The 19,470-nt window shown below is 70.6% G+C and carries 13 protein-coding genes; 2 read left to right on the top strand and 11 right to left on the bottom strand.

Annotated elements, in window-relative coordinates; translation table 11 throughout:
- Nucleotides 1–408: 408 nt before the first annotated feature.
- Nucleotides 409–3,873 (top strand): FG-GAP-like repeat-containing protein, encoded by a 3,465-nt coding sequence (locus tag ACKTSN_RS27595; RefSeq protein ID WP_409471573.1) that lies wholly within the window; start codon nt 409–411, stop codon nt 3,871–3,873.
- A gap of 30 nt (nt 3,874–3,903) precedes the next feature.
- On the opposite strand, the gene ACKTSN_RS27590 is transcribed toward ACKTSN_RS27595, so the two are convergent.
- From ACKTSN_RS27590 to rsmI, 11 genes are all read right to left on the bottom strand, one after another.
- Complete coding sequence (locus ACKTSN_RS27590; protein ID WP_409471572.1) at nt 3,904–4,614, bottom strand: helix-turn-helix transcriptional regulator; 711 nt, start codon at nt 4,612–4,614, stop codon at nt 3,904–3,906.
- Nucleotides 4,615–4,872: 258 nt separating this feature from the next.
- The gene (locus tag ACKTSN_RS27585; RefSeq protein ID WP_409471571.1) at nt 4,873–6,702 is read right to left on the bottom strand and encodes a PQQ-binding-like beta-propeller repeat protein; all 1,830 of its coding nucleotides are present in this window, start codon (nt 6,700–6,702) and stop codon (nt 4,873–4,875) included.
- Between the two features lie 49 nt (nt 6,703–6,751).
- Nucleotides 6,752–8,551 carry a PQQ-binding-like beta-propeller repeat protein gene (locus ACKTSN_RS27580; protein ID WP_409471570.1) on the bottom strand — a complete coding sequence of 600 codons (1,800 nt, stop codon included), beginning with the start codon at nt 8,549–8,551 and terminating at the stop codon, nt 6,752–6,754.
- Between the two features lie 238 nt (nt 8,552–8,789).
- Nucleotides 8,790–10,595 (bottom strand): ABC-F family ATP-binding cassette domain-containing protein, encoded by a 1,806-nt coding sequence (locus ACKTSN_RS27575; protein ID WP_409471569.1) that lies wholly within the window; start codon nt 10,593–10,595, stop codon nt 8,790–8,792.
- Between the two features lie 72 nt (nt 10,596–10,667).
- The gene (locus tag ACKTSN_RS27570) at nt 10,668–11,762 is read right to left on the bottom strand and encodes a peptidoglycan recognition protein family protein (RefSeq protein WP_409471568.1); all 1,095 of its coding nucleotides are present in this window, start codon (nt 11,760–11,762) and stop codon (nt 10,668–10,670) included.
- 109 nt (nt 11,763–11,871) lie between these two features.
- Nucleotides 11,872–12,774, bottom strand: coding sequence for a 4-(cytidine 5'-diphospho)-2-C-methyl-D-erythritol kinase (locus ACKTSN_RS27565; protein ID WP_409471567.1), 903 nt, complete (start codon nt 12,772–12,774; stop codon nt 11,872–11,874).
- Nucleotides 12,775–13,662 (bottom strand): 16S rRNA (adenine(1518)-N(6)/adenine(1519)-N(6))-dimethyltransferase RsmA, encoded by an 888-nt coding sequence (gene rsmA / locus ACKTSN_RS27560; protein WP_409471566.1) that lies wholly within the window; start codon nt 13,660–13,662, stop codon nt 12,775–12,777. It abuts the gene before it with no gap.
- 72 nt (nt 13,663–13,734) lie between these two features.
- Nucleotides 13,735–15,132, bottom strand: a complete 1,398-nt coding sequence (locus ACKTSN_RS27555; protein WP_409471565.1) for a ubiquitin-like domain-containing protein — start codon at nt 15,130–15,132, stop codon at nt 13,735–13,737.
- Between the two features lie 108 nt (nt 15,133–15,240).
- The gene (locus ACKTSN_RS27550) at nt 15,241–16,110 is read right to left on the bottom strand and encodes a TatD family hydrolase (RefSeq protein ID WP_409471564.1); all 870 of its coding nucleotides are present in this window, start codon (nt 16,108–16,110) and stop codon (nt 15,241–15,243) included.
- A 48-nt stretch (nt 16,111–16,158) separates the two neighbouring features.
- On the bottom strand, nt 16,159–16,539 hold the full coding sequence (locus ACKTSN_RS27545; RefSeq protein WP_409471563.1) for a hypothetical protein: 381 nt from the start codon (nt 16,537–16,539) through the stop codon (nt 16,159–16,161).
- A gap of 250 nt (nt 16,540–16,789) precedes the next feature.
- The gene (gene rsmI, locus ACKTSN_RS27540; RefSeq protein WP_409471562.1) at nt 16,790–17,629 is read right to left on the bottom strand and encodes a 16S rRNA (cytidine(1402)-2'-O)-methyltransferase; all 840 of its coding nucleotides are present in this window, start codon (nt 17,627–17,629) and stop codon (nt 16,790–16,792) included.
- Nucleotides 17,630–17,691: 62 nt separating this feature from the next.
- On the opposite strand from rsmI, the gene ACKTSN_RS27535 reads away from it, so the two are divergent.
- A complete protein-coding gene (locus ACKTSN_RS27535; protein ID WP_409471561.1) occupies nt 17,692–19,437 on the top strand; it encodes a dolichyl-phosphate-mannose--protein mannosyltransferase in 1,746 nt (581 codons plus the stop codon).
- Nucleotides 19,438–19,470: the final 33 nt, after the last annotated feature.

Genomic DNA, 19,470 nt, shown 5'->3' with positions numbered 1-19,470 from the left:
AGAGCACGAATGCTGGGGCACATCTTCACAGAAAGTGAACACTGGTGATTTAGCTCACGGAACGAATTCCCGCAGCTTTCCCAAAGGATTTTAGAAGGGCCATTTTCAGCCAAGATCACGCCAAACGGAGCGCAAACTATGGGTGAATCGTGATCTTTTGACATGAGGTGACCGGGAAGCGAAGTGACAGTTCAGCCCCATATTCGAGACGAGTGGGCAGGCCCGGCGGCTCCCCGCTTCAGGTCACGGAACGGCAAAGGGAAATGAGCGATGTGGCGCAATTCCCCGGCATCGGTCATGCTCTGTGCTCGCTTTTCCTGGCCGCACCGACGCGCGCCCGGGACGCGACACAGGGGACTCAAAGAACTCCGGGTTCTCCGGAATTTCTGGGGGAGAGGACGTAAGCCCATGGAACGTCGTCGCTTCGGCCTGCCCGGATCCGGGCGCGGTCGAGCGGGGGTGGCCGCAGTAGTCGCCGGCGCGCTCGGCCTCGGGCTGCTCACCGTGCCACTGCTCGACGACCGGGACGCCTCCGGCCCCTCCGGCTCCTCCGGGACGAAGAAGGCCTCCGGCCCGCTGGACCAGGACACCGCACAGACTCGCGCCGTCTCCACCGGCAAGCGGGTCGAGGTGACCGCCCTGCGCGACGCGACGTCCACGACGTATGCGCGGCCCGACGGCAGCTTCGAACTGGTCGCCCACGCAGCGCCCATCAGGGCGAAGGTCAACGGGACATGGAAGCCGATCGACACCCGGCTCGCGCGGACCGACGAAGGGTGGGCGGCCAGGGCGGCCGTCGACCCCGTGGTGTTCTCGGCAGGCGGCAGCGGCGCTTCCGCCTCGGACGGTGCTACGACGGTCAAGCCGGCCGTGTTCACCGTCGGCGCGAGTGGGCGTGCCCTCCAGGTCGCCGACGAGGCTGCGGACTACACCGCGTTGGCGACGCTCACCAGCAACGGGCACGAAGTGACTCTGAGTTGGCCGGGCACCGTTCCGGAGCCGGTGATCAGTGGATCGAGTGCCCTGTACCGCAATGTCCTCGACGGTGTCGACCTGATGCTGACCGCACAGGCGAGCGGCTTCAGCCAGGTGCTCATCGTGCACAGCGCGGCCGCCGCGGCCGACCCGGCGCTCACCTCGCTGTCCTACGGACTGTCGTCCCCGGACCTGACCTTCCACCTCGACCCGGTCACCAAGGTCGTCGTCGGCCGTGACCGCGACGGTGAGGAGATCGCCGTATCCCCCACACCGTACATGTGGGACTCGGCGGGCGAGTACGCCGTCACCGAGGGAGCCGACCCGGAACCCACCGAGGAGGCCGCGGAGCCCACGCCTTCGTACTCGGAGGAGCCTGGCGCCCCGGTCGGCGAGGAGAGTGCCGCGCCGGACGACGGTACGGACACCGCCGCGCCGAGCGAGGAGGCGTCGCCGGAGACCTCGGCCACCGGCAGCGTCGATCCCGCCGCCTACCGGAAGAAGGCAGGGCGCGTCGGCAGCGCCGTGTTCCGCAAGGGGTCGTACGGGAAGGCCGTCCGGACCGCCCTCAGCGACACCGAGGTGTTCGCCCTTCCCGGCCTCGCCGGCCCCGACCCCGGCACCCACATGGCCGTCGCCGACGCCGAGTTGAGCGCGCCCGGCGCCACCACCACCAACCTGTCCATCGTCCCGGACACCAAGCTGCTGACCGCCGAGGACACCGTCTACCCGGTCTTCATCGACCCCACGATCTACGGCAAGACCAAGCACTGGACGACTGCGTACAAGAAGTACCCCAGCTCCAGCTTCTACGACGGCGCCAACTACAACAGCGGCACCACCGAGGCGCGCGTCGGCTTCGAGTCGACGACCTGGGGCCTGTCCCGCTCCTTCTTCAATCTCGGCTGGTCCACCAACATCAAGGGAGCCCACGTCTCCTCGGCCTCCATCAAGCTGCGCGAGACGTACTCCTGGTCATGCTCCTCGCGCGAGATGCAGGTGTGGTTGACGGGCGGCATCTCCTCCAAGACCACCTGGAACAACCAGCCGGACTGGAAGACGGAGATCGGCACCAAGTCCTTCGCGCACGGCTACAACTCGTCCTGCCCTGACGCCTATGTCTCGTACGACGCCAAGTCGGTCGCCCAGGACGCGGCCGACGGCGGCTGGTACTCGATGACGATCGGGCTGCGCGCCACCACCGAGGACTCGGCGTACTCCTGGAAGAAGTTCCGCGCTGAGGGCGACAGCGCTCCCAAGCTGACCCTCATCTACAACCGCAAGCCGAAGACGCCGAGTTCGGCGATCCAGTCCCCCGGCAGCGTCTGCGACAAGACGACGCCGTACATCCACATCGGCAAGCGCGACGTGACGCTGTCGGCGGTCTCCTCCGACCCGGACGACACCTCCACCCGGCAGGACCTGCAGTACCTGGATTTCGAGCTGTGGCACACCGGGGACGGCGACAACAAGATCCTCGACAAGAACGTCACCGTGACCAGCACCGGCAAGGCGTCGGCCACGATCACCAAGGACAAGTTCACCAACGGCTGGACGTACTCCTGGCGCGTGCGCGCGATCGATTCCAGCGGGGCCGCCTCGGCGTACGCTCCGACGACCGACCCGAAGGTGTGCCGGTTCATCTTCGACAGCAGCAAGCCCAATGAGCCGCTCGTGTCGTCCACCACCTTCCCGGCGGCCGATGACGACGGTTCGGTCTGGTCCACGGTGAAGTTCGGCCTGTCCGGCAGTTTCACCTTCGCGCCCGACGAGGACACCGACGTCACTCGGTACGAGTGGTCCTTCAACACCACGACCTACGCGAGCGGCAAGAACGTCACCGCGGGCGCGTCGACGTCCGTGTCGCTGTCGCCGCCGATGGCCGGACCCAACGTGCTGTACGTGCGGGCCGTGGACAGCGCCGGCAACCCCTCGCTGGGCACGAAGTACCTGTTCTACGTCACGCCGCGCGACAGCGCCGACGCAGCGGGCGACATGACCGGCGACACGGTCCCCGACCTGCTCGCCATCAGCTCGGCCGGAAATCTCTGGATGTACCCGTCCACCTCCGCCGGCGACCTGCACGCCTCGCTGTCCGCGGCCCACGAGGGCGGCATCGGCCTGCTGACCGACCCGGACAAGGACGGCGAGGACCACCTGCCCGGCTACTGGATGGGCTCCGACGGCAAGCCCGCGCTGGTCACCCACGGCGGCGACGCCATCAGCGCCGACGGCATCGGCGACGTCTTCGCCCGGATGCCCGACGGCAAGCTGTACGCCTACCCCGGCGACGGCTACGGCAGCGTCGACATCGCCCAGCGCCTGACGCTGCGGCTGCCGTCCGGCTCGCCCGACCCGGCGACCTTCGACCAGATCATCGTGGGCGACTACGACCTCGACGGCCGCGCCGATCTGTTCGCCACCGCCACCGGCGGCGAAATGTGGGCCTTCGAGGGCTACACCGGCGGCACCTTCCTGACCGTCACCAAGATCGCCTCGACCGCGTGGGCCGACCGCGACCTCGTCTCGGTCGGCGACCACGACGCCGACGGCGCGCCCGACCTGCTGTGGCGCTCCGAAGCCTCCAGCCGTCTGTACCTGCGCTACGGCGTCCGGGACAGCGCGGGCGGCGCGACGATCGCCTCCTTGGCGACGGCCGCCGCTTCCAGGACAGGTGCCGACGAGGTCTACGCCGAGGGCTGGGACACGACGACCGCCCCCGTCACCCACCTCCGTGGTACTCCGGACGTCACCCGCGACGGCATCCCCGACCTGTGGTCACTGCGGAGTGACGGCGCCATCTACTTCTACAAGGGCGGGACGTCGGTCATCGGCACGCGGGCCGAGGTCATCAGCGCGTCCAGCGACTGGAAGACGACGAAGCTGTCCTTCGGCTGAGCCGACGCCGGTGAACGGGGCTGGGGTTCGCTAGGAGCCCGGCCCCGTCTCGCTGTCCGGCCGTGTGGTGTTGTGCAGTGGACCCGCTCGGTCCAGCAGGCCGGTGCGGGCTGCGAGGGCTGCGGCCTCCAGGCGGGAACCGACTCCGAGTTTCATCAGGACTCGTTGGACGTGGGTGCGCGCCGTCGATGGGGCGATGCCCATGCCCGCGGCGATCAGGCGGGTGTCCTCGCCGTCGGCCACGCGGACCAGGACCTCGATCTCCCTTGGCGTGAGCATCTGCAGCAGCCGCTGGCCCTCGTCGTCGGGCTGGGCCGCGGGGTTGAGCAGTTCGCTGAACGCCCCCTGGAGGAGCTGCGGCGCGACGGCCGCCTCGCCTCCCCTCGCCTTCATGATCGCCCGCTCGACGCCCTCTATGCGCTCGTCGTGACGGACGTAGCCGGACGCGCCCGCCGCGAAGGCCGCGGCGATTCCGCGCGGGCTCGGTACCGGGCCCAGCACCAGGACCGCCACCTGCGGCCGCTCCCGCTTGATCCGTACCACCGGGTCAAATGCCCCCGGATCGGCCGGGGTCGCCGTCCCCAGCAGGCACACCTCCGGCGCCCGGGCGATCACCAGCTCCGCCGCCCCCGCGGTCGGCGCCGCCGCGGCCAGCACCCGATGTCCCCGCAGCTTCAGTGCCGAGGCCAGTGCCTCGGCGAGCAATCGGTGGTCGTCGACCACCATGAGCCGCACTCCCATCGAACCCCCCAGTCCCCCCAGTGGACGCCCACTATGGATGCCCACAGGTCCCCACGGACAGACCCCAGGCACGCAGGCCCCCCGGCACTGCGCCCTTCATGCCCCCGGAAGCTACACGCTTGTTCGACGTTGCGCTGCCCCTACTGGTGAGAAGTGCCCCGGATCGCCGAAATTCCTCTCATTCGAGGGTGTTGAGCGGTACGCGCACGGCCCCGCCCCTGAGCAGGGACGGGGCCGCAACGTCGGCACGAGCAACGATCACTTGGCGCCGAATGCGATCACCAGGTACTCCACCTCGTCACCGGCACTGCCAAAGTCGCTCGCGTAGACGTCCGACATGAACAGCCGGCCCTGCCCGTACAGGATCTCCGCGGAGTCGGGCAACATGCTCCGCTCCACGTCCAGCACCGACTCCGTGGAGGGGTTCTCCAGCAGCTTCGTCTCCTTGAAGGTGCTGCCGTCGATGGACACGACCTGACCGCCCTTGTCGTAGGGCCCGCGCTTGTACGCGATCACGTTGCCGCCGTCCATACGCAGCGGCGTGATCGTGTAACCGTCGCCTGCGTCGGCGCGCTGGCCGGTCTGCTTGCCGGTGGCCAGGTCGAAGACGACGATCTCGTTGGTCCTGCCGTACTCGCCGGAGCCGTCACCCTCTTCGGTCGGCAGGTACAGCCGGTCGTTGCCGATCGCCACCCCGGAGCAGTCCTCGATCCGGGTGATGCCCTCGCAGTCGGCTGCGTAGATGTCGCCCGGCGCGGAGATACGGGTGAGCAGCTTGCCGGTCTTGTTGTCGATGGAGAAGAAGTCCGAGATGCCGCTGCCGTCGCCCGCGGAGTCGCCCACGTCGGCCGCGACGACCAGCGGGTCGGTCGACACGACGCTGGCGTACTCGATGCCCCTGGCCATCTTGTACTCGGAGATGACCTTCCCGGACTTCGGGTCGATGGTCTGGATGTGCAGCTCGCGCGCGTCGTACGAACCGCACTTGCGCACGGCGACGAGCTTGGCGCCGCCGCCGTACCCGGAGTCGTAGCAGGTGTCCGCCGGCTTCGGCGTCCACAGCGCGTCGCCGGTGGCGAGGTCGAAGGCGGCACCGCCGCTGCTGCTTCCGACGGCGACCGTGTTCGCGCTGACGGTGACGTTGTCGAAGCTGATCGGCTGGTCACCGGAGGTGGCGGTCTTCGTCCACAGCTTCTTGCCCGTGTCGAGGTCGATCGCCGCGACCTGGCTGCACCCCTCGAAGGAGTCCTTGGCGGGCATCTTCGGCTGGAAGAGGATGGCCGTCCTGTTGTCCTGGGAGACGTGCTGGCTGGCCTCGCAGACCGGGCCTGGCAGCGGGATCGTCCACAGCTTGGTGCCCTTGTCGGGGTCGTAGCCGACGATCTCGGCGACGCCGCTCTTGGCGTACACCTTGTCGGTGAGCCAGGAGCCCTCGACCACGACGCTCTCGTCCTCGGCGACCTCCGGCTGCGGGATCTGGAACAGCACCTTGGAGTTCGGGTCGGACGGCACCTTCTCTGAACCCTTGGAGGAGGTGCCGCCCTTGTCGTCGCCGCCGGTGCCGCCGCTGGAGCTCGCGGTGTCGTCCTTGCCCTTGTCGCCGGAGGAGTTCGCGTACCAGACGCCGCCGCCGATGATCACGGCGATCGCGACGACGGCCGCGACGATGATGAGCAGCTGCGCGTTCGGCTTCCGGCCGCCCCCGGCCTGCGGGTGCATCGGCACGGTCTGCTGCGGGTAGCCGTAACCGGGCTGCTGGCCGTACGGGTTCGGCTGCTGGCCCGGGTAGCCGTACGGGCTCGGCTGCTGGCCGGGATAGCCGTAGCCGGGGGGCGGAGTGCCCTGCGGGGGCTGCGGCGGGCCCTGAGGCGGCTGCGGTGCGGCGGCGGGCGCCTGCGGGTAGCCGTAGCCGGGCTGTCCCTGCGGGGGCTGCGCGGGCTGCTGGGCCGGCGGCGGGGGCGTCTGCGGGGACTGGGGCGCGCCGAAGCCGGGCGGCTGCTGCGGGGGCTGGCCCTGCGGGGACTGCGGAGCGCCGTAACCTCCCCCCTGCGGGGGCTGGTTGGGCGGCGGGGGCGGCGGCTGGGTCATGACGTGGGTACCTCGGAGATACGGGGACGGAGGAAGTCGGGGGAGCGCGTCACTTGCCGTAGGCGAGCATCAGCTTCTCCTTCGCCTCGTCGTCGCCGGACAGGCGCGTGGAGGAGAGGTAGAAACGGCCGTCCACCCAGTCGATGTCCCGCGAGAAGAAGCTGTCCTCGACGTCCGCTGCGCCGGCGGGGTTCTGCAGGAGCTTCGCCGGCTTGTGGCTGCTGCCGGTCGTCGGGATGGACACGATCTGGCCGCCGGCGTCGTACGACGCCTCGACGTAGGCGATGAGCTTGCCGCCCTCGATCTTCAGCGGCAGCATCGACTCGTCCGCGGGGGACTTGACGCGCCACTTCTCCTTGCCGTTGGCGAGGTTGATCGCGACGATCTCGTTGGCGCCGCCGGTGGCCTCGGTGGGCAGGTAGAGCGTGTTCGCGTCGGCGGCGGCGCCCACGCAGCCGGTCAGGTCGCGCTGGAGGACGGACCAGCCGCACTCGGGGGCGAAGTCCTCGTCGACGCCGACCTGGGAGCGAAACCCGCCCTTGGCGTCGAGCGTGGAGATGTTCCAGTCGTCCTTGTCGTCGTTGGTGCTGTAGACGACCAGCGGGTCCACGGAGTAGGTGCGGGCGACCCGCCAGCCCTTGTCGAACTTCTGGGTCCACAGGACCCGGCCGGTGCGCGGTTCCAGCTCCTGGATCTCGTCGTGCTCGTTCGACGTGGCCGCACCGCAGGACGCGACGGAGATCAGCCGGCTGCCGCCCGCGAACGCGGTCGGGAAGCAGGCGTCGCCGTACTTCTTCTTGTCGAACAGCTTTTTGCCGCTGGCCATGTCGTACGCCGTGCCGGACTGCGAGCGGCCCACCATCAGCGTGTTGCCGGTCAGCGACAGCTCGATGGTGAGTGCACTGTCGAACAGCGCGCCGTCGGCGACCTCGCCGCTCCAGCCCTTCGCGCCGGTGTTGAGGTCGACCTGCTGGATCTGGTTGCACTTGGCGCGGTCGCTGGCGCCGTTCATGTACGCCACGACGATCTTGTCGTCGGCCGTCTTCTGCGGGGTGACCGCGCAGATCTTCTGCGGGAAGGTGATGGGGTCCCAAGTGGGGTTGCCGTCACCGACGTCGAAGGCGAGGAGCTGCTTGTACGCCGCCTTCACCGCCGTCTTGTCGGTGATCCACATGCCGGGGGCGTCAGCGCCGGAACCGGGCGCGTCGGGCGCCTCCTTGTACCAGAGCACCTTCGCCTCGCCCGCCTGGCGGCCCGCGTTGAGGTCCTCCGGGTCCTCGCCGCCGTCACCGCTTCCGTCCCCGGGGTTGACCGGGTCGTCGGAGGCGGTGGGCTCGGCGTCGTCGCTCGGCCCGGCGACCGGCTTCTTCTTCCCGTCGTCGTCACCGCCGCTGGTCACCGCGAACACGGTGCCGCCGATGACGAGCAGCGCCGCCACCGCGGCACCGATCACCAGGGCGGGCCGGCCCTTGAAGGGGTTGCGCGAGCCGGAGCCGGGCGGCGGGGTGCCTGGGCCGCCGGGGTACTGAGACTGCGGGTAGCCGTAGCCGGGCTGCGGGCCGTACGGGCCGGGCTGCTGCGGCTGGCCGTACGGGCCCTGTGCGTTCGGCTGCCCGTAGGGGCCGGGGGTGCCGTACGGGCCCGGCTGGGCGTACGGGCCGGGCTGCTGCTGCGGATAGCCGTAACCCGGCTGCGGGGCGCCCTGCGGGGGCGGCGGCGTCTGGGGCGGCTGGGCGGGCGGAGGGGGTGTGCCCTGCCGCGGGTCCTGCGGTGCGCCGAAGCCGCCCGGCGGCGGGTCCTGTGGCGCGCCGAAGCCGCCGTTCGGCGGCGGGTTGGGCGGCTGGGTCATCAGCGGTTCCCCCTTGTGGCTGATGAGCATGTGACCGATGTGGCCCGCGCCCGGTGGCGCTGTGTTTCCGCCACATCCATGCTTCTCAGACGGCTCTCAGACGGCCTTTCTATCACCCGGGACCGACACGACACGGGGCCGGATCCTCCCCTGTTCCCAAGGGAGGACCGGCCCGTGATGCCCTCGTTACGCGCCTTCACGCCCCCTTCACGAGGCGTGCGCGCCCCGCGCGCAGAGCTCAGGCGTCCTCGGCGAGTTCGAGCCAGCGCAGCTCCAGCTCCTCGCGCTCCCCCGTCAACTGCCGCAGCTCGGCGTCGAGTTCGGCCACCTTTGCGAAGTCCGTTGCGTTTTCAGCGATTTGGGCGTGCAGCTTGGTCTCCTTCTCGGAGATCCGGTCCAGCTGCCGCTCGATCTTCTGGAGCTCCTTCTTGGCGGCACGCTGGTCGGCGGCACTCTTCTCGGCGGCCGGCTTCGCGGGGGCGGCCGGGGCGGACGCGGCGGCCGCCTCCTCCATCTTCCGGCGCCGCTCCAGGTACTCGTCGATGCCGCGCGGCAGCATCCGCAGCGTGCCGTCGCCGAGGAGGGCGTACACGCGGTCGGTGGTGCGCTCGATGAAGAACCGGTCGTGGGAGATGACGATCATCGAGCCGGGCCAGCCGTCGAGGACGTCCTCGAGCTGGGTGAGGGTCTCGATGTCGAGGTCGTTGGTCGGCTCGTCGAGGAAGAGGACGTTGGGCTCGTCCATGAGCAGGCGCAGCAGCTGGAGGCGGCGGCGCTCACCGCCGGACAGGTCGCCGACCGGCGTCCACTGCTTCTCCTTGTTGAAGCCGAACGTCTCGCACAGCTGGCCCGCGGTCATCTCGCGTCCCTTGCCGAGGTCGACGCGCTCGCGCACCCGCTGGACGGCTTCCAGGACCCGCCAGTTCGGGTCGAGCTCGGCGACCTCCTGCGACAGGTACGCGAGCTTGACCGTCTTGCCCACGGCGATCCGCCCGCCCGCCGGCTGCGCCTCGCCCTCCGTCTGCGCCGCGTCGGCCATGGCGCGCAGCAGGGAGGTCTTGCCGGCGCCGTTGACGCCGACGAGGCCGATGCGGTCGCCGGGGCCGAGGTGCCAGGTGACGTGCTTGAGCAGCACCTTGGGACCGGCCTGGACGGTGATGTCCTCCAGGTCGAAGACCGTCCTGCCGAGCCGGGAGGAGGCGAACTTCATCAGCTCGGAGCTGTCCCGGGGCGGTGGTACGTCCTTGATCAGCTCGTTGGCGGCCTCGACGCGGAAGCGCGGCTTGGACGTACGGGCGGGGGCGCCGCGGCGCAGCCAGGCCAGCTCCTTGCGGACCAGGTTCTGCCGCTTGACCTCCTCGGTCGCGGCGATCCGCTCGCGCTCGGCGCGGGCGAAGACGTAGTCGGAGTAGCCGCCCTCGTACTCGTACACCGCCCCGCGCTGGACGTCCCACATGCGGGTGCAGACCTGGTCGAGGAACCAGCGGTCGTGGGTGACGCAGACCAGGGCCGAGCGGCGCTCGCGCAGGTGCTGCGCCAGCCAGGAGATGCCCTCGACGTCGAGGTGGTTGGTGGGCTCGTCGAGGACGATCAGGTCCTGCTCGTCGATGAGCAGCTTGGCGAGCGCGATACGCCGCCGCTCGCCACCGGAGAGCGGCCCGATGACCGTGTCGAGGCCCTTCGGGAACCCCGGCAGGTCGAGCCCGCCGAACAGACCGGTGAGCACGTCCCTGATCTTGGCGTTGCCCGCCCACTCGTGGTCGGCCATGTCGCCGATCACCTCGTGGCGGACGGTGGCCTCGGGGTCGAGGGAGTCGTGCTGGGTGAGCACGCCCATGCGCAGGCCGCCGGAGTGGGTGACCCGGCCGGTGTCGGCCTGCTCCAGCTTGGCGAGCATCCGGATCAGCGTGGTCTTGCCGTCGCCGTTGCGGCCGACGACGCCGATGCGGTCCCCTTCCGAGACGCCCAGGGAGATGCCGTCGAGAAGGGCGCGGGTGCCGTACACCTTGCTGACGTTCTCGACATTGACCAGATTGACGGCCATTTCGCTCCTGCTCGCGGGGATCGGTCAGCCTCCCAGCGTAGTCCGCGCCGGGAGGTGACCGATACGCGCAGGTCAGCGAGGTGCCGCTGCCGCGCGGACCTCGGCGAGCAGGTCGTACATCGTCTGCCCGGGGCAGTCGGTCTCCAGCCAGTCGCGGTGACCGCTCACCACGGGCACGTCCTTGGTCACGCCGTTGACCGGGTTGACGAAGGTGACCTTCGCCTGCGGGTCCAGGCCCTTGAAGCGGGCGATCACCTTGATCAGCCGGGTCAGGGAGGCCTTCGCGGCGTCCGTGGGGCCCTGGTCGGCCGGCGTGCCGAGGAGGGCGATGCCGAGGTTGCCGGAGTTGTAGCCGGCGGTGTGGAAGGCGGTGACGAGGTTGCCGTCCGGGTCGAAGGCGGGCAGGCCGTCGTCGCCGGAGTAGCGGCCCTCGTAGATGACGCCCGCCTCGTCGATGAGGAAGTGGTAGCCGATGTCGCCCCAGTCGTTGGTGACGGCGTGGAACTCGTAGATACCCCGGACGGTGGCCGCCGGGTCCGGGTCCGCATTGGGCGTGGCCGTGTGGTGGACCGTGATCGTCTGCAACGGGTAGTACTGCTCGGGCGAGTCGACCTGGCCGTCCTTGTGGCGCAGCGACTCGTCGGCGCCCCACGCCGGGCGGGACAGATACCGCACGCCCCGCATGCGCGTGGGCCCGGACGGCACCTTGAAGGTGCGGTCCGGTCCGTCGGTGGTGTCGATCGCGAGCGAGTGCACAGCGGTCGCTCCGTCCGGCGCCTTCACTTCGTACGACCTGGCCGCGTCGGCCGCGACGAGCGCCGTACCGCCGTCCTCGACGGTCGCGCAGCCGGCGGTCAGGGGCTGCCAGGCACCGTCGCCGAAACGGATCCCGGCGCCGTCCGTGGTGCCCTTCCAGCGGACGGCGACGTAGGAGGCGGCGAAGGCGGTGGTGGCGGTTCCGGTGCCGGTGGCGGCGGCGGAGCGGGTGGCCGGGAAGGTCTCCGGCTTCGTCCCGGCGTCCGTGGTGGTGGCGTCGTCGGACTCGCCGGCCGCGAAGACCACGGGGGTGAGCGCGGCCCCGGCGGCCACGGCACCGGCGGCGCCGATCACGCCACGGCGGGACAGGTGCCTCTTCTTGCGGTGGGAGGAGGGGGTGGATTCATCCAACCTTCAAGAAAATCTAGTGGCCCCGCCTGCCCCACCAGCACCACAACTACCCCAAGTTCTCGTGGAGATCGGGTGAGGGAAGGAGGATGTCGAGCTCTCGCCGCCGCGGTCAGCCGATCACCGTCGCCCCCGGCGCCGGCCCCGAAGCCGTACGCACCGTCCGGCACGTCCCCGACGCGCGCAGCGCCTCGGCCACCTTCGCCGCGGACTCGGGGTCGCGGGCGAGGAACGCGGTCGTCGGACCGGAGCCGGAGACCAGCGCGGTGAGGGCGCCGGCGGCGCGGCCGGCCGCGAGGGTGTCGGCGAGCTCTGGGAACAGCGAGAGGGCGGCCGGCTGGAGGTCGTTGGAGACGGCCGCGGCGAGCGCGTCCGGGTCACCCTTGGCCAGGGCGTCCAGGAGCGCCTGGGAGGCGAGCGGCTCGGGGATGTCCGTGCCCTCGCCGAGCCGGTCGAACTCCCGGAAGACCGCCGGGGTCGACAGCCCTCGGTCCGCCATCGCGAACACCCAGTGGAAGGTGCCGCCGACTTCGAGCGTGGTCAGCTTCTCGCCGCGTCCCGTACCGAGCGCCGCCCCGCCGACCAGGCTGAACGGCACATCGCTGCCCAACTCGGCGCAGATGTCGAGCAGTTCGTCACGGGAGGCGCCCGTGCCCCACAACGCGTCACAGGCCAGCAGCGCACCCGCGCCGTCCGCGCTGCCGCCCGCCATGCCGCCGGCGACGGGGATGTCCTTGGCGATGTGGATGTGCACGTCGGGGGTGCGGCCGTACCGCTCGGCGAGGGCTTCGGCCGCGCGGGCCGCGAGGTTCGTACGGTCCAGGGGGACCTGGTCGGCGTCCGGGCCGTCGCAGGTGACGCGGAGCTCGTCGGCCGCGGTGACCGTGACCTCGTCGTACAGCCCGACCGCCAGGAAGACGTTGGCCAGGTCATGGAAGCCGTCGGGGCGGGCGGCGCCGACCGCGAGCTGGACGTTGACCTTGGCGGGGACGCGTACGGTGACGCTCGCGCTCACTTACTCGGACTCCTTGTGCTGGGCGCCGGCTTCCTTGTGCTCCGCGATACGGGCGAACTCCTCGACGGTCAGCGCCTCGCCACGCGCCTGCGGCGAGACCCCGGCCGCGACGAGCGCCGCCTCGGCGGTCGCCGCCGAACCGGCCCACCCCGCGAGCGCGGCCCGCAGGGTCTTGCGGCGCTGGGCGAACGCCGCGTCGATCACGGCGAAGACCTCGCGCTTCGTGGCGGTGGTCTTCAGCGGCTCGGGGCGGCGGGTGAGCGAGACGAGCCCGCTGTCGACGTTGGGCGCGGGCCAGAAGACGTTACGGCCGATGGCGCCGGCCCGCTTGACCTCGGCGTACCAGTTCGCCTTCACGGACGGCACGCCGTACACCTTCGAGCCGGGCGCCGCGGCGAGCCGGTCGGCGACCTCGGCCTGCACCATCACGAGGGTGCGCTCGATGCTCGGGAAGGTGTCCAGCATGTGCAGCAGGACGGGCACGGCGACGTTGTAGGGAAGGTTGGCGACCAGCGCGGTCGGGGGCGGGCCCGGCAGCTCGGTCACGTGCATCGCGTCGGAGTGCACCAGCGCGAAGCGCTCCGCTCGGTCCGGCATGCGGGCCGCGATCGTCGCGGGCAGTGCTGCGGCGAGTACGTCGTCGATCTCCACGGCGGTGACACGATCGGCGACCTCGAGCAGGGCGAGGGTGAGCGAGCCGAGTCCCGGGCCGACCTCCACGACCACGTCGTCGGGGCGGACGTCCGCGGTGCGGACGATACGGCGGACCGTGTTGGCGTCGATGACGAAGTTCTGGCCGCGCTGTTTGGTGGGGCGTACGCCGAGGGCTTCCGCCAGGTCACGGATGTCGGCGGGGCCCAGGAGGGCGTCGGGGGTGGGGCTGGTCACGGGGACAAGGGTACGGGGCGGTTGGTGGCGGGGTTCTTCGGTTGTCCGGCGTTCGTAGCTGCGTGCGTCGCGTCACGTGTGCAGCCGCGACCCGCAGTGTGGCCAGGGGGCCGTGCCTCGGCGTACGTAGAGCTTCTTTGCTCGGAGGGTTTGTTCGGTGGCCGGTGCGTCCTGGGGGCGGCCGGTGCCGCCCAGGCTGCGCCAGGTGTGGGCGTCGAACTGGTAGAGGCCGCCGTACGTTCCCGAGGCGTCGACCGCGCCGGGGCGGCCGCCGGACTCGCATGCCGCGAGGCCCTGCCAGTTGAGGTGGTCGGCGCTCTGCACGGACGTCGGCAACGGCTGCGTCCCCACCTTCACCACCTGCGTGGTCGGCTCGCGCACGACCTCGGAGCCGATCCGCCGCGGCTTCTGCCGGACCCCGTTCACGCTGCGCACGGAGTACGTGACCCGGCGCAGGCCCGGCTGCCCGGCCCGCTCGATGACCTCCGTGCCCCGGAAAACCGTCGGATCCTCGATCCGCCGCACCTGGAACGGGATCTGCTCCTCGATCACCTCCCTCGTGGCGGTGATCCGCAGCACGCTGACCGTCTGCCCGTCGCGCGGGAAGCTGTCGGCCGGGACGGAGGTGGTGTCCTGGCCGTGCAGGGTGATCCCGGCCTCGTCGACGGCCTCGCCCACGGTGGCGGCGTTGGTGCGGATGGTGCGGGCGCGGCCGTCCGCCATGATCGTCACGGACCGCTCGGTGCGCACGTCGAGCGTGAGGCCCGCACGCCCGATACGCCGGGAGCGCGAGGCGGACAGGTACGCGCCCTCCGCACGCACCCCCAGCTGCTTGAGCGCCCCTTCCACCGTGCGCGCCGTCGTCCACACCTCGCGCCGTTCGCCGTCGAGGGTGAGCCGGACGGGGCGCCCGTAGTGCACGGCGATCTCGTCGCCGTTGGCGAGTTCCGTGCCGGGGGCGGGTGTGACCACGTCGTGCGCCCCCACCTCCACGCCCTCCTCCGCGAGCAGCTCGGTCACATCGTCGGCGAAGGTGTGCAGCCGGCGCGGTTCGCCGTCGACGCTGAGCTCGACGGCCTTGTCCTCGGCGACGAACGCAGTGGTGCCACCGGCGAGGAAGGCGACGACCAGTGCCTGCGGGAGCAGACGGCGCACGGAGCCGTCCGCGCGCTCGGCGTACCGCCCTCTGCGTCGGCGCGCACCCCGCCGCTCCACTCCGGCGCGCGACCCGCCCTGCCGGGGCAGCACAGGATCGGGCCTCTCGTAAGCGGGCCGGTACGTGTCATCGTCTGTGTCGCACGTGTCGTATGTGTCATACGTGGCGCCATACGCCAGCGTCGGCGCACTGTGCACATCAAAACCGGCGTACGCCGATGACTCATAGGCGCCATATGCCTCGTAAGTCTCATATGGCTCGTATGACTCATACGGTTCATATGGCTTGTACGTCTCGAACTGCGAGTTGCTCACGCCGACACGCTCCAGGGGCCGGAGGGGTCCGGATCGGGCCCCCAGAACCTAGCCGAGCGTTCGCCACTCTCCAAAACGACGCGACTACACAGCGTGGTGCGTTATGGGTCAGTAACCGAAGGCACGCGCCGTGTTCGCGCCGAGGGCCGTCGCCAGCGCGTCCTCGTCGATGCCGCGCACGGCGGCCATCGCGCGCACCGTGACCGGAACGAGATACGGGGCGTTGGGCCGTCCGCGGTACGGCGCCGGCGTCAGGAAGGGCGCGTCGGTCTCCACCAGCACCAGCTCCAGCGGGGCCACGGCGAGCGCGTCTCGCAGGTTCTGGGCGTTCTTGAAGGTGACGTTTCCGGCGAAGGACATGTAGTAACCGGCGCGGGCGCACAGCTCCGCCATCTCCGCGTCACCGGAGTAGCAGTGGAAGACGGTCCGATCGGGCGCGCCCTCCTCCTTCAGGACCCGCAGCACATCCGCATGAGCCTCGCGGTCGTGGATGACCAGCGCCTTGCCGTGCCGCTTGGCGATCTCGACATGGGCGCGGAAGGACCGCTCCTGCGCCTCCTTGCCCTCCGGGCCGGTGCGGAAGTAGTCCAGCCCCGTCTCCCCGACGGCCTTCACCTGCGGCAGCGCGGCCAGCCGGTCGATCTCGGCGAGCGCCTCGTCGAGCCCGGCGTCACCGCCCGGCTCGCGCGCCCCCTGCCGCGACCAGCCGTCAGGATCCCCGTGGACGATGCGCGGGGCCTCGTTGGGATGCAGCGCGACGGCCGCGTGGACGTTCTCGTACGCCGCCGCCGTCTCGGCCGCCCACCGGGAGCCGTTCACGTCGCACCCCACCTGCACCACCGTCGTCACACCGACCGACGCGGCCTTGGCGAGACCCTCCTCCACCGTGCCGGACTGCATGTCGAGGTGGGTGTGGGAGTCGGCGACCGGGACCCGGAGGGGTTCGGGCAGGGGCGGGGCTTCGGCGGGGGAAGGCATGTCCCGATCCTACGAAAGGGCCACGCCTCCCCCGAGCCGCCGACCGTCTCAGCTCGCCCGGCGCTGGAACGGGTGCAGCAGATCCGACAGATGCCAGTGGCGGTGCCGCTCACCCGTCGGCGCCTCGGCCGACCTCGCCGGAGGGACCCGACGCGCCGCATCGCGCACCGACGACACCTGCCCGGCCCGCATGATGCGCACCACATGCCCGTCGCAGTTCCGGCACGTGGGCCGGCTCAGCGGCGAGGGCACCACCCGCCCGTCCGCCACGTACATCACGAACTCGCGGCCCTCCGCGTCCGTGTGGTGCTCGATCTCGTACGACTGCTCCCAGCCGTGCCCGCAGCGCATGCAGGCGAAGGAATACGACTCGTCGACCACGGCGGTCGCCCCGTTACGAAGGCCGGTCTGTCCTGTGATCTCGCTCATTGCCAGCTCCTGTTGTCCGCTGGAGGGACGGATTACATCCCGCCACCCAGTGGACTCCTCACCGGCAGCGAAATCACGAGATCTGCCCAGTGTTGAGCGGCACTTGGCCCTACCTTGCCCAAACGCCCAGACCCCTTTACCGACGCATGGAAAACGCCCTGAAGGGGCGCGGGGCTGTGTCGATATGCGGCTCCGCCGCGTGGGCGCGACAAGCCACCCACACCCCGCAGACCGCCACGACCCCCGACCCTCAACGGCGCTTAGCAGCAACCACCGCGTCGAAGACAACCCGCTTCGGCACCCCCACCTCCACAGCCACCGCAGCAATCGCCTCCTTACGCCGCTCGCCGGCTTCCTCCCGCACCCGCACCCGCCGCACCATCTCCTCCGCGTCGACAGCCTCGGCCTTCTCCGGCGCCCCCTCGACCACGACGGTGATCTCCCCCCGAACCCCCTCCGCGGCCCATTCCGCGAGCTCCCCCAGCGAACCCCGTCTGACCTCCTCGTACGTCTTGGTCAGCTCCCGGCACACGGCGGCCCGTCGCTCCGTCCCGAACACCTCGGCCATCGCTGCGAGCGTGTCGTCGAGCCGATGCGGGGCCTCGAAGTAGACGAGCGTCCGGCGCTCGCCGGAGACCTCCCGCAGCCGCGACAGCCGCTCGCCCGCCTTGCGTGGCAGGAACCCCTCGAAGCAGAACCGGTCCACGGGCAGCCCGGACAGTGCGAGCGCGGTGAGTACGGCGGACGGACCGGGCACGGCCGTGACCTTGATGTCCTTCTCCACGGCCGCCGCGACCAGCCGGTACCCCGGGTCCGACACCGACGGCATCCCGGCGTCCGTCACCAGCAGCACGCGCGCGCCGCCGAGCAGTTCCTCGACCAGTTCCGGCGTACGGGCGGCCTCGTTGCCCTCGAAGTACGACACGACGCGCCCCTTGGGCGTGACACCCAGCGCCTGGGTGAGCCGCCGCAGCCGCCGGGTGTCCTCGGCGGCGACCACGTCGGCCCCGGCCAGTTCCTCGGCGAGCCGGGGCGGGGCGTCCGCGATGTCGCCGATGGGAGTGCCTGCCAGTACAAGGGTTCCAGTCACGTTTCCATCCTCGCAGGAGCGGTCCACGGGACTCCCACAGACCTGTTCCCTACGATGGCGCGGTGACCAGTACCGCGTCCGCCACGGACACCCGGCAGGAGCAGGCCCCCCACGAGCAGCGGCCCTCGTGGCAGCAGCGGCTGCGCCGTTTCGGATATGTGCCGTCGGGATCCCGCGGCGATGTCCGGGACCGGCTGGTGCCGCCGTACACCGAGCCCTCCCCGCGGCTGTGGGCGAGCCTCGGCATCCGGCACACGCTCGCCGAGCGGATCGTCCGCTGGTCCGGCTGGGGCGGTCCGCTGCTGGTGACGCTGTTCGCGGGCGTGCTGCGGTTCTGGAACCTGGGCAACCCGAAGGCGGTGATATTCGACGAGACGTACTACGCCAAGGACGCGTGGGCGATCGTCCACCGCGGGTTTGAGGTCAACTGGGACAAGAACGTCAACGACCTCATCCTCTCCTCGAACGGAAACGTTCCGATCCCGACGGACGCGGCGTATGTCGTGCATCCGCCGGTCGGCAAGTACGTCATCGGGCTCGGCGAGCTGATGTTCGGGTTCACCCCGTTCGGCTGGCGGTTCATGACGGCGCTCCTCGGCACCCTCTCCGTCCTGCTGCTCTGCCGCATCGGCCGCCGCCTCTTCCGCTCCACGTTCCTCGGCTGTCTCGCGGGCGCGCTGATGGCGGTGGACGGCCTGCACTTCGTGATGAGCCGTACGGCGCTGCTCGACGGCGTGCTGATGTTCTTCGTGCTGGCGGCGTTCGGCTGCCTGCTGATCGACCGCGACAAGGCGCGGGAGAAACTGGCCGCCGCGCTCCCGGCGGACGCCGACGGCCGGGTCCGCCCGGACGCGTACACGGCGGAGAACACGCGGATCGGCTGGCGCCCCTGGCGGCTGGCGGCGGGTCTGATGCTGGGCCTGGCCATCGGCACCAAGTGGAACGGCCTGTACATCCTGGCGGCGTTCTGCGTGATGGCGGTGCTGTGGGACGTCGGCTCGCGCCGGGTCGCGGGCGCCCGCCACCCGTACGCGGCCGTGCTCAAGCGCGACCTGGGCTGGGCGTTCCTGTGCACGGTGCCGGTCGCCGTCGCCACCTACATCGTCTCCTGGACCGGCTGGATCCTCTCCGCCACCGACGGTTCCGGCGGCTACTACCGCAACTGGGCGGCGACCGACGGCAAGGAGAGCAGTTGGTCGTGGCTCTTCCCGGACTGGTGGCGCAGCCTGTGGCACTACGAGCACCAGGTGTACGAGTTCCACGTCGGCCTGTCCTCGCCGCACACGTACCAGTCGAACCCGTGGAGCTGGCTCGTCACCGGCCGCCCGGTGTCGTACTTCTACGAGTCGCCGGCCCCCGGCAAGGACGGCTGCCCGGTCGACGCCGGCGAGAAGTGCGCCCGCGAGGTGCTGGCGCTGGGCACGCCGATGCTGTGGTGGGTGGCCTGCTTCGCGCTCCTGTACGTCCTGTGGCGCTGGTTCTTCCGCCGCGACTGGCGGGCGGGCGCGATCGCCTGCGGGATCGCGGCGGGTTATCTGCCCTGGTTCATGTACCAGGAGCGGACGATCTTCTTCTTCTACGCCGTGGTCTTCGTGCCGTTCCTCTGTCTGGCGGTGGCGATGCTGGCCGGCGCGCTGGTCGGCCCGGCCCGCTCGAGCGACACCCGCCGGGTGGCGGGAGCGACGGGTGCGGGCGTGCTGGTGTTGCTGATCGCGTGGAACTTCATCTACTTCTGGCCCCTGTACACCGGCACCGCGATCCCGATCGACGACTGGCGTTCACGGATGTGGCTGGACACCTGGGTCTGACGACCGGTCTAACAATCCGAGAAACACCCGCCC

The sequence above is a fragment of the Streptomyces flavusporus genome (assembly GCF_046267975.1).
Classification (GTDB): domain Bacteria; phylum Actinomycetota; class Actinomycetes; order Streptomycetales; family Streptomycetaceae; genus Streptomyces; species Streptomyces flavusporus.
Note: the sequence above shows the minus strand (reverse complement) of the source record. Positions and strands in the feature narration are given on the sequence as shown.

Coding starts and splice junctions, on each gene's coding strand:
- ACKTSN_RS27595 (WP_409471573.1), top strand. CDS start 409: ATGGAACGTCGTCGCTTCGGCCTGCCCGGATCCGGGCGCGGTCGAGCG.
- ACKTSN_RS27545 (WP_409471563.1), bottom strand. CDS start 16,539: ATGAGCGAGATCACAGGACAGACCGGCCTTCGTAACGGGGCGACCGCC.
- ACKTSN_RS27585 (WP_409471571.1), bottom strand. CDS start 6,702: ATGACCCAGCCGCCGCCCCCGCCGCCCAACCAGCCCCCGCAGGGGGGA.
- ACKTSN_RS27550 (WP_409471564.1), bottom strand. CDS start 16,110: ATGCCTTCCCCCGCCGAAGCCCCGCCCCTGCCCGAACCCCTCCGGGTC.
- ACKTSN_RS27575 (WP_409471569.1), bottom strand. CDS start 10,595: ATGGCCGTCAATCTGGTCAATGTCGAGAACGTCAGCAAGGTGTACGGC.
- ACKTSN_RS27590 (WP_409471572.1), bottom strand. CDS start 4,614: ATGGGAGTGCGGCTCATGGTGGTCGACGACCACCGATTGCTCGCCGAG.
- ACKTSN_RS27580 (WP_409471570.1), bottom strand. CDS start 8,551: ATGACCCAGCCGCCCAACCCGCCGCCGAACGGCGGCTTCGGCGCGCCA.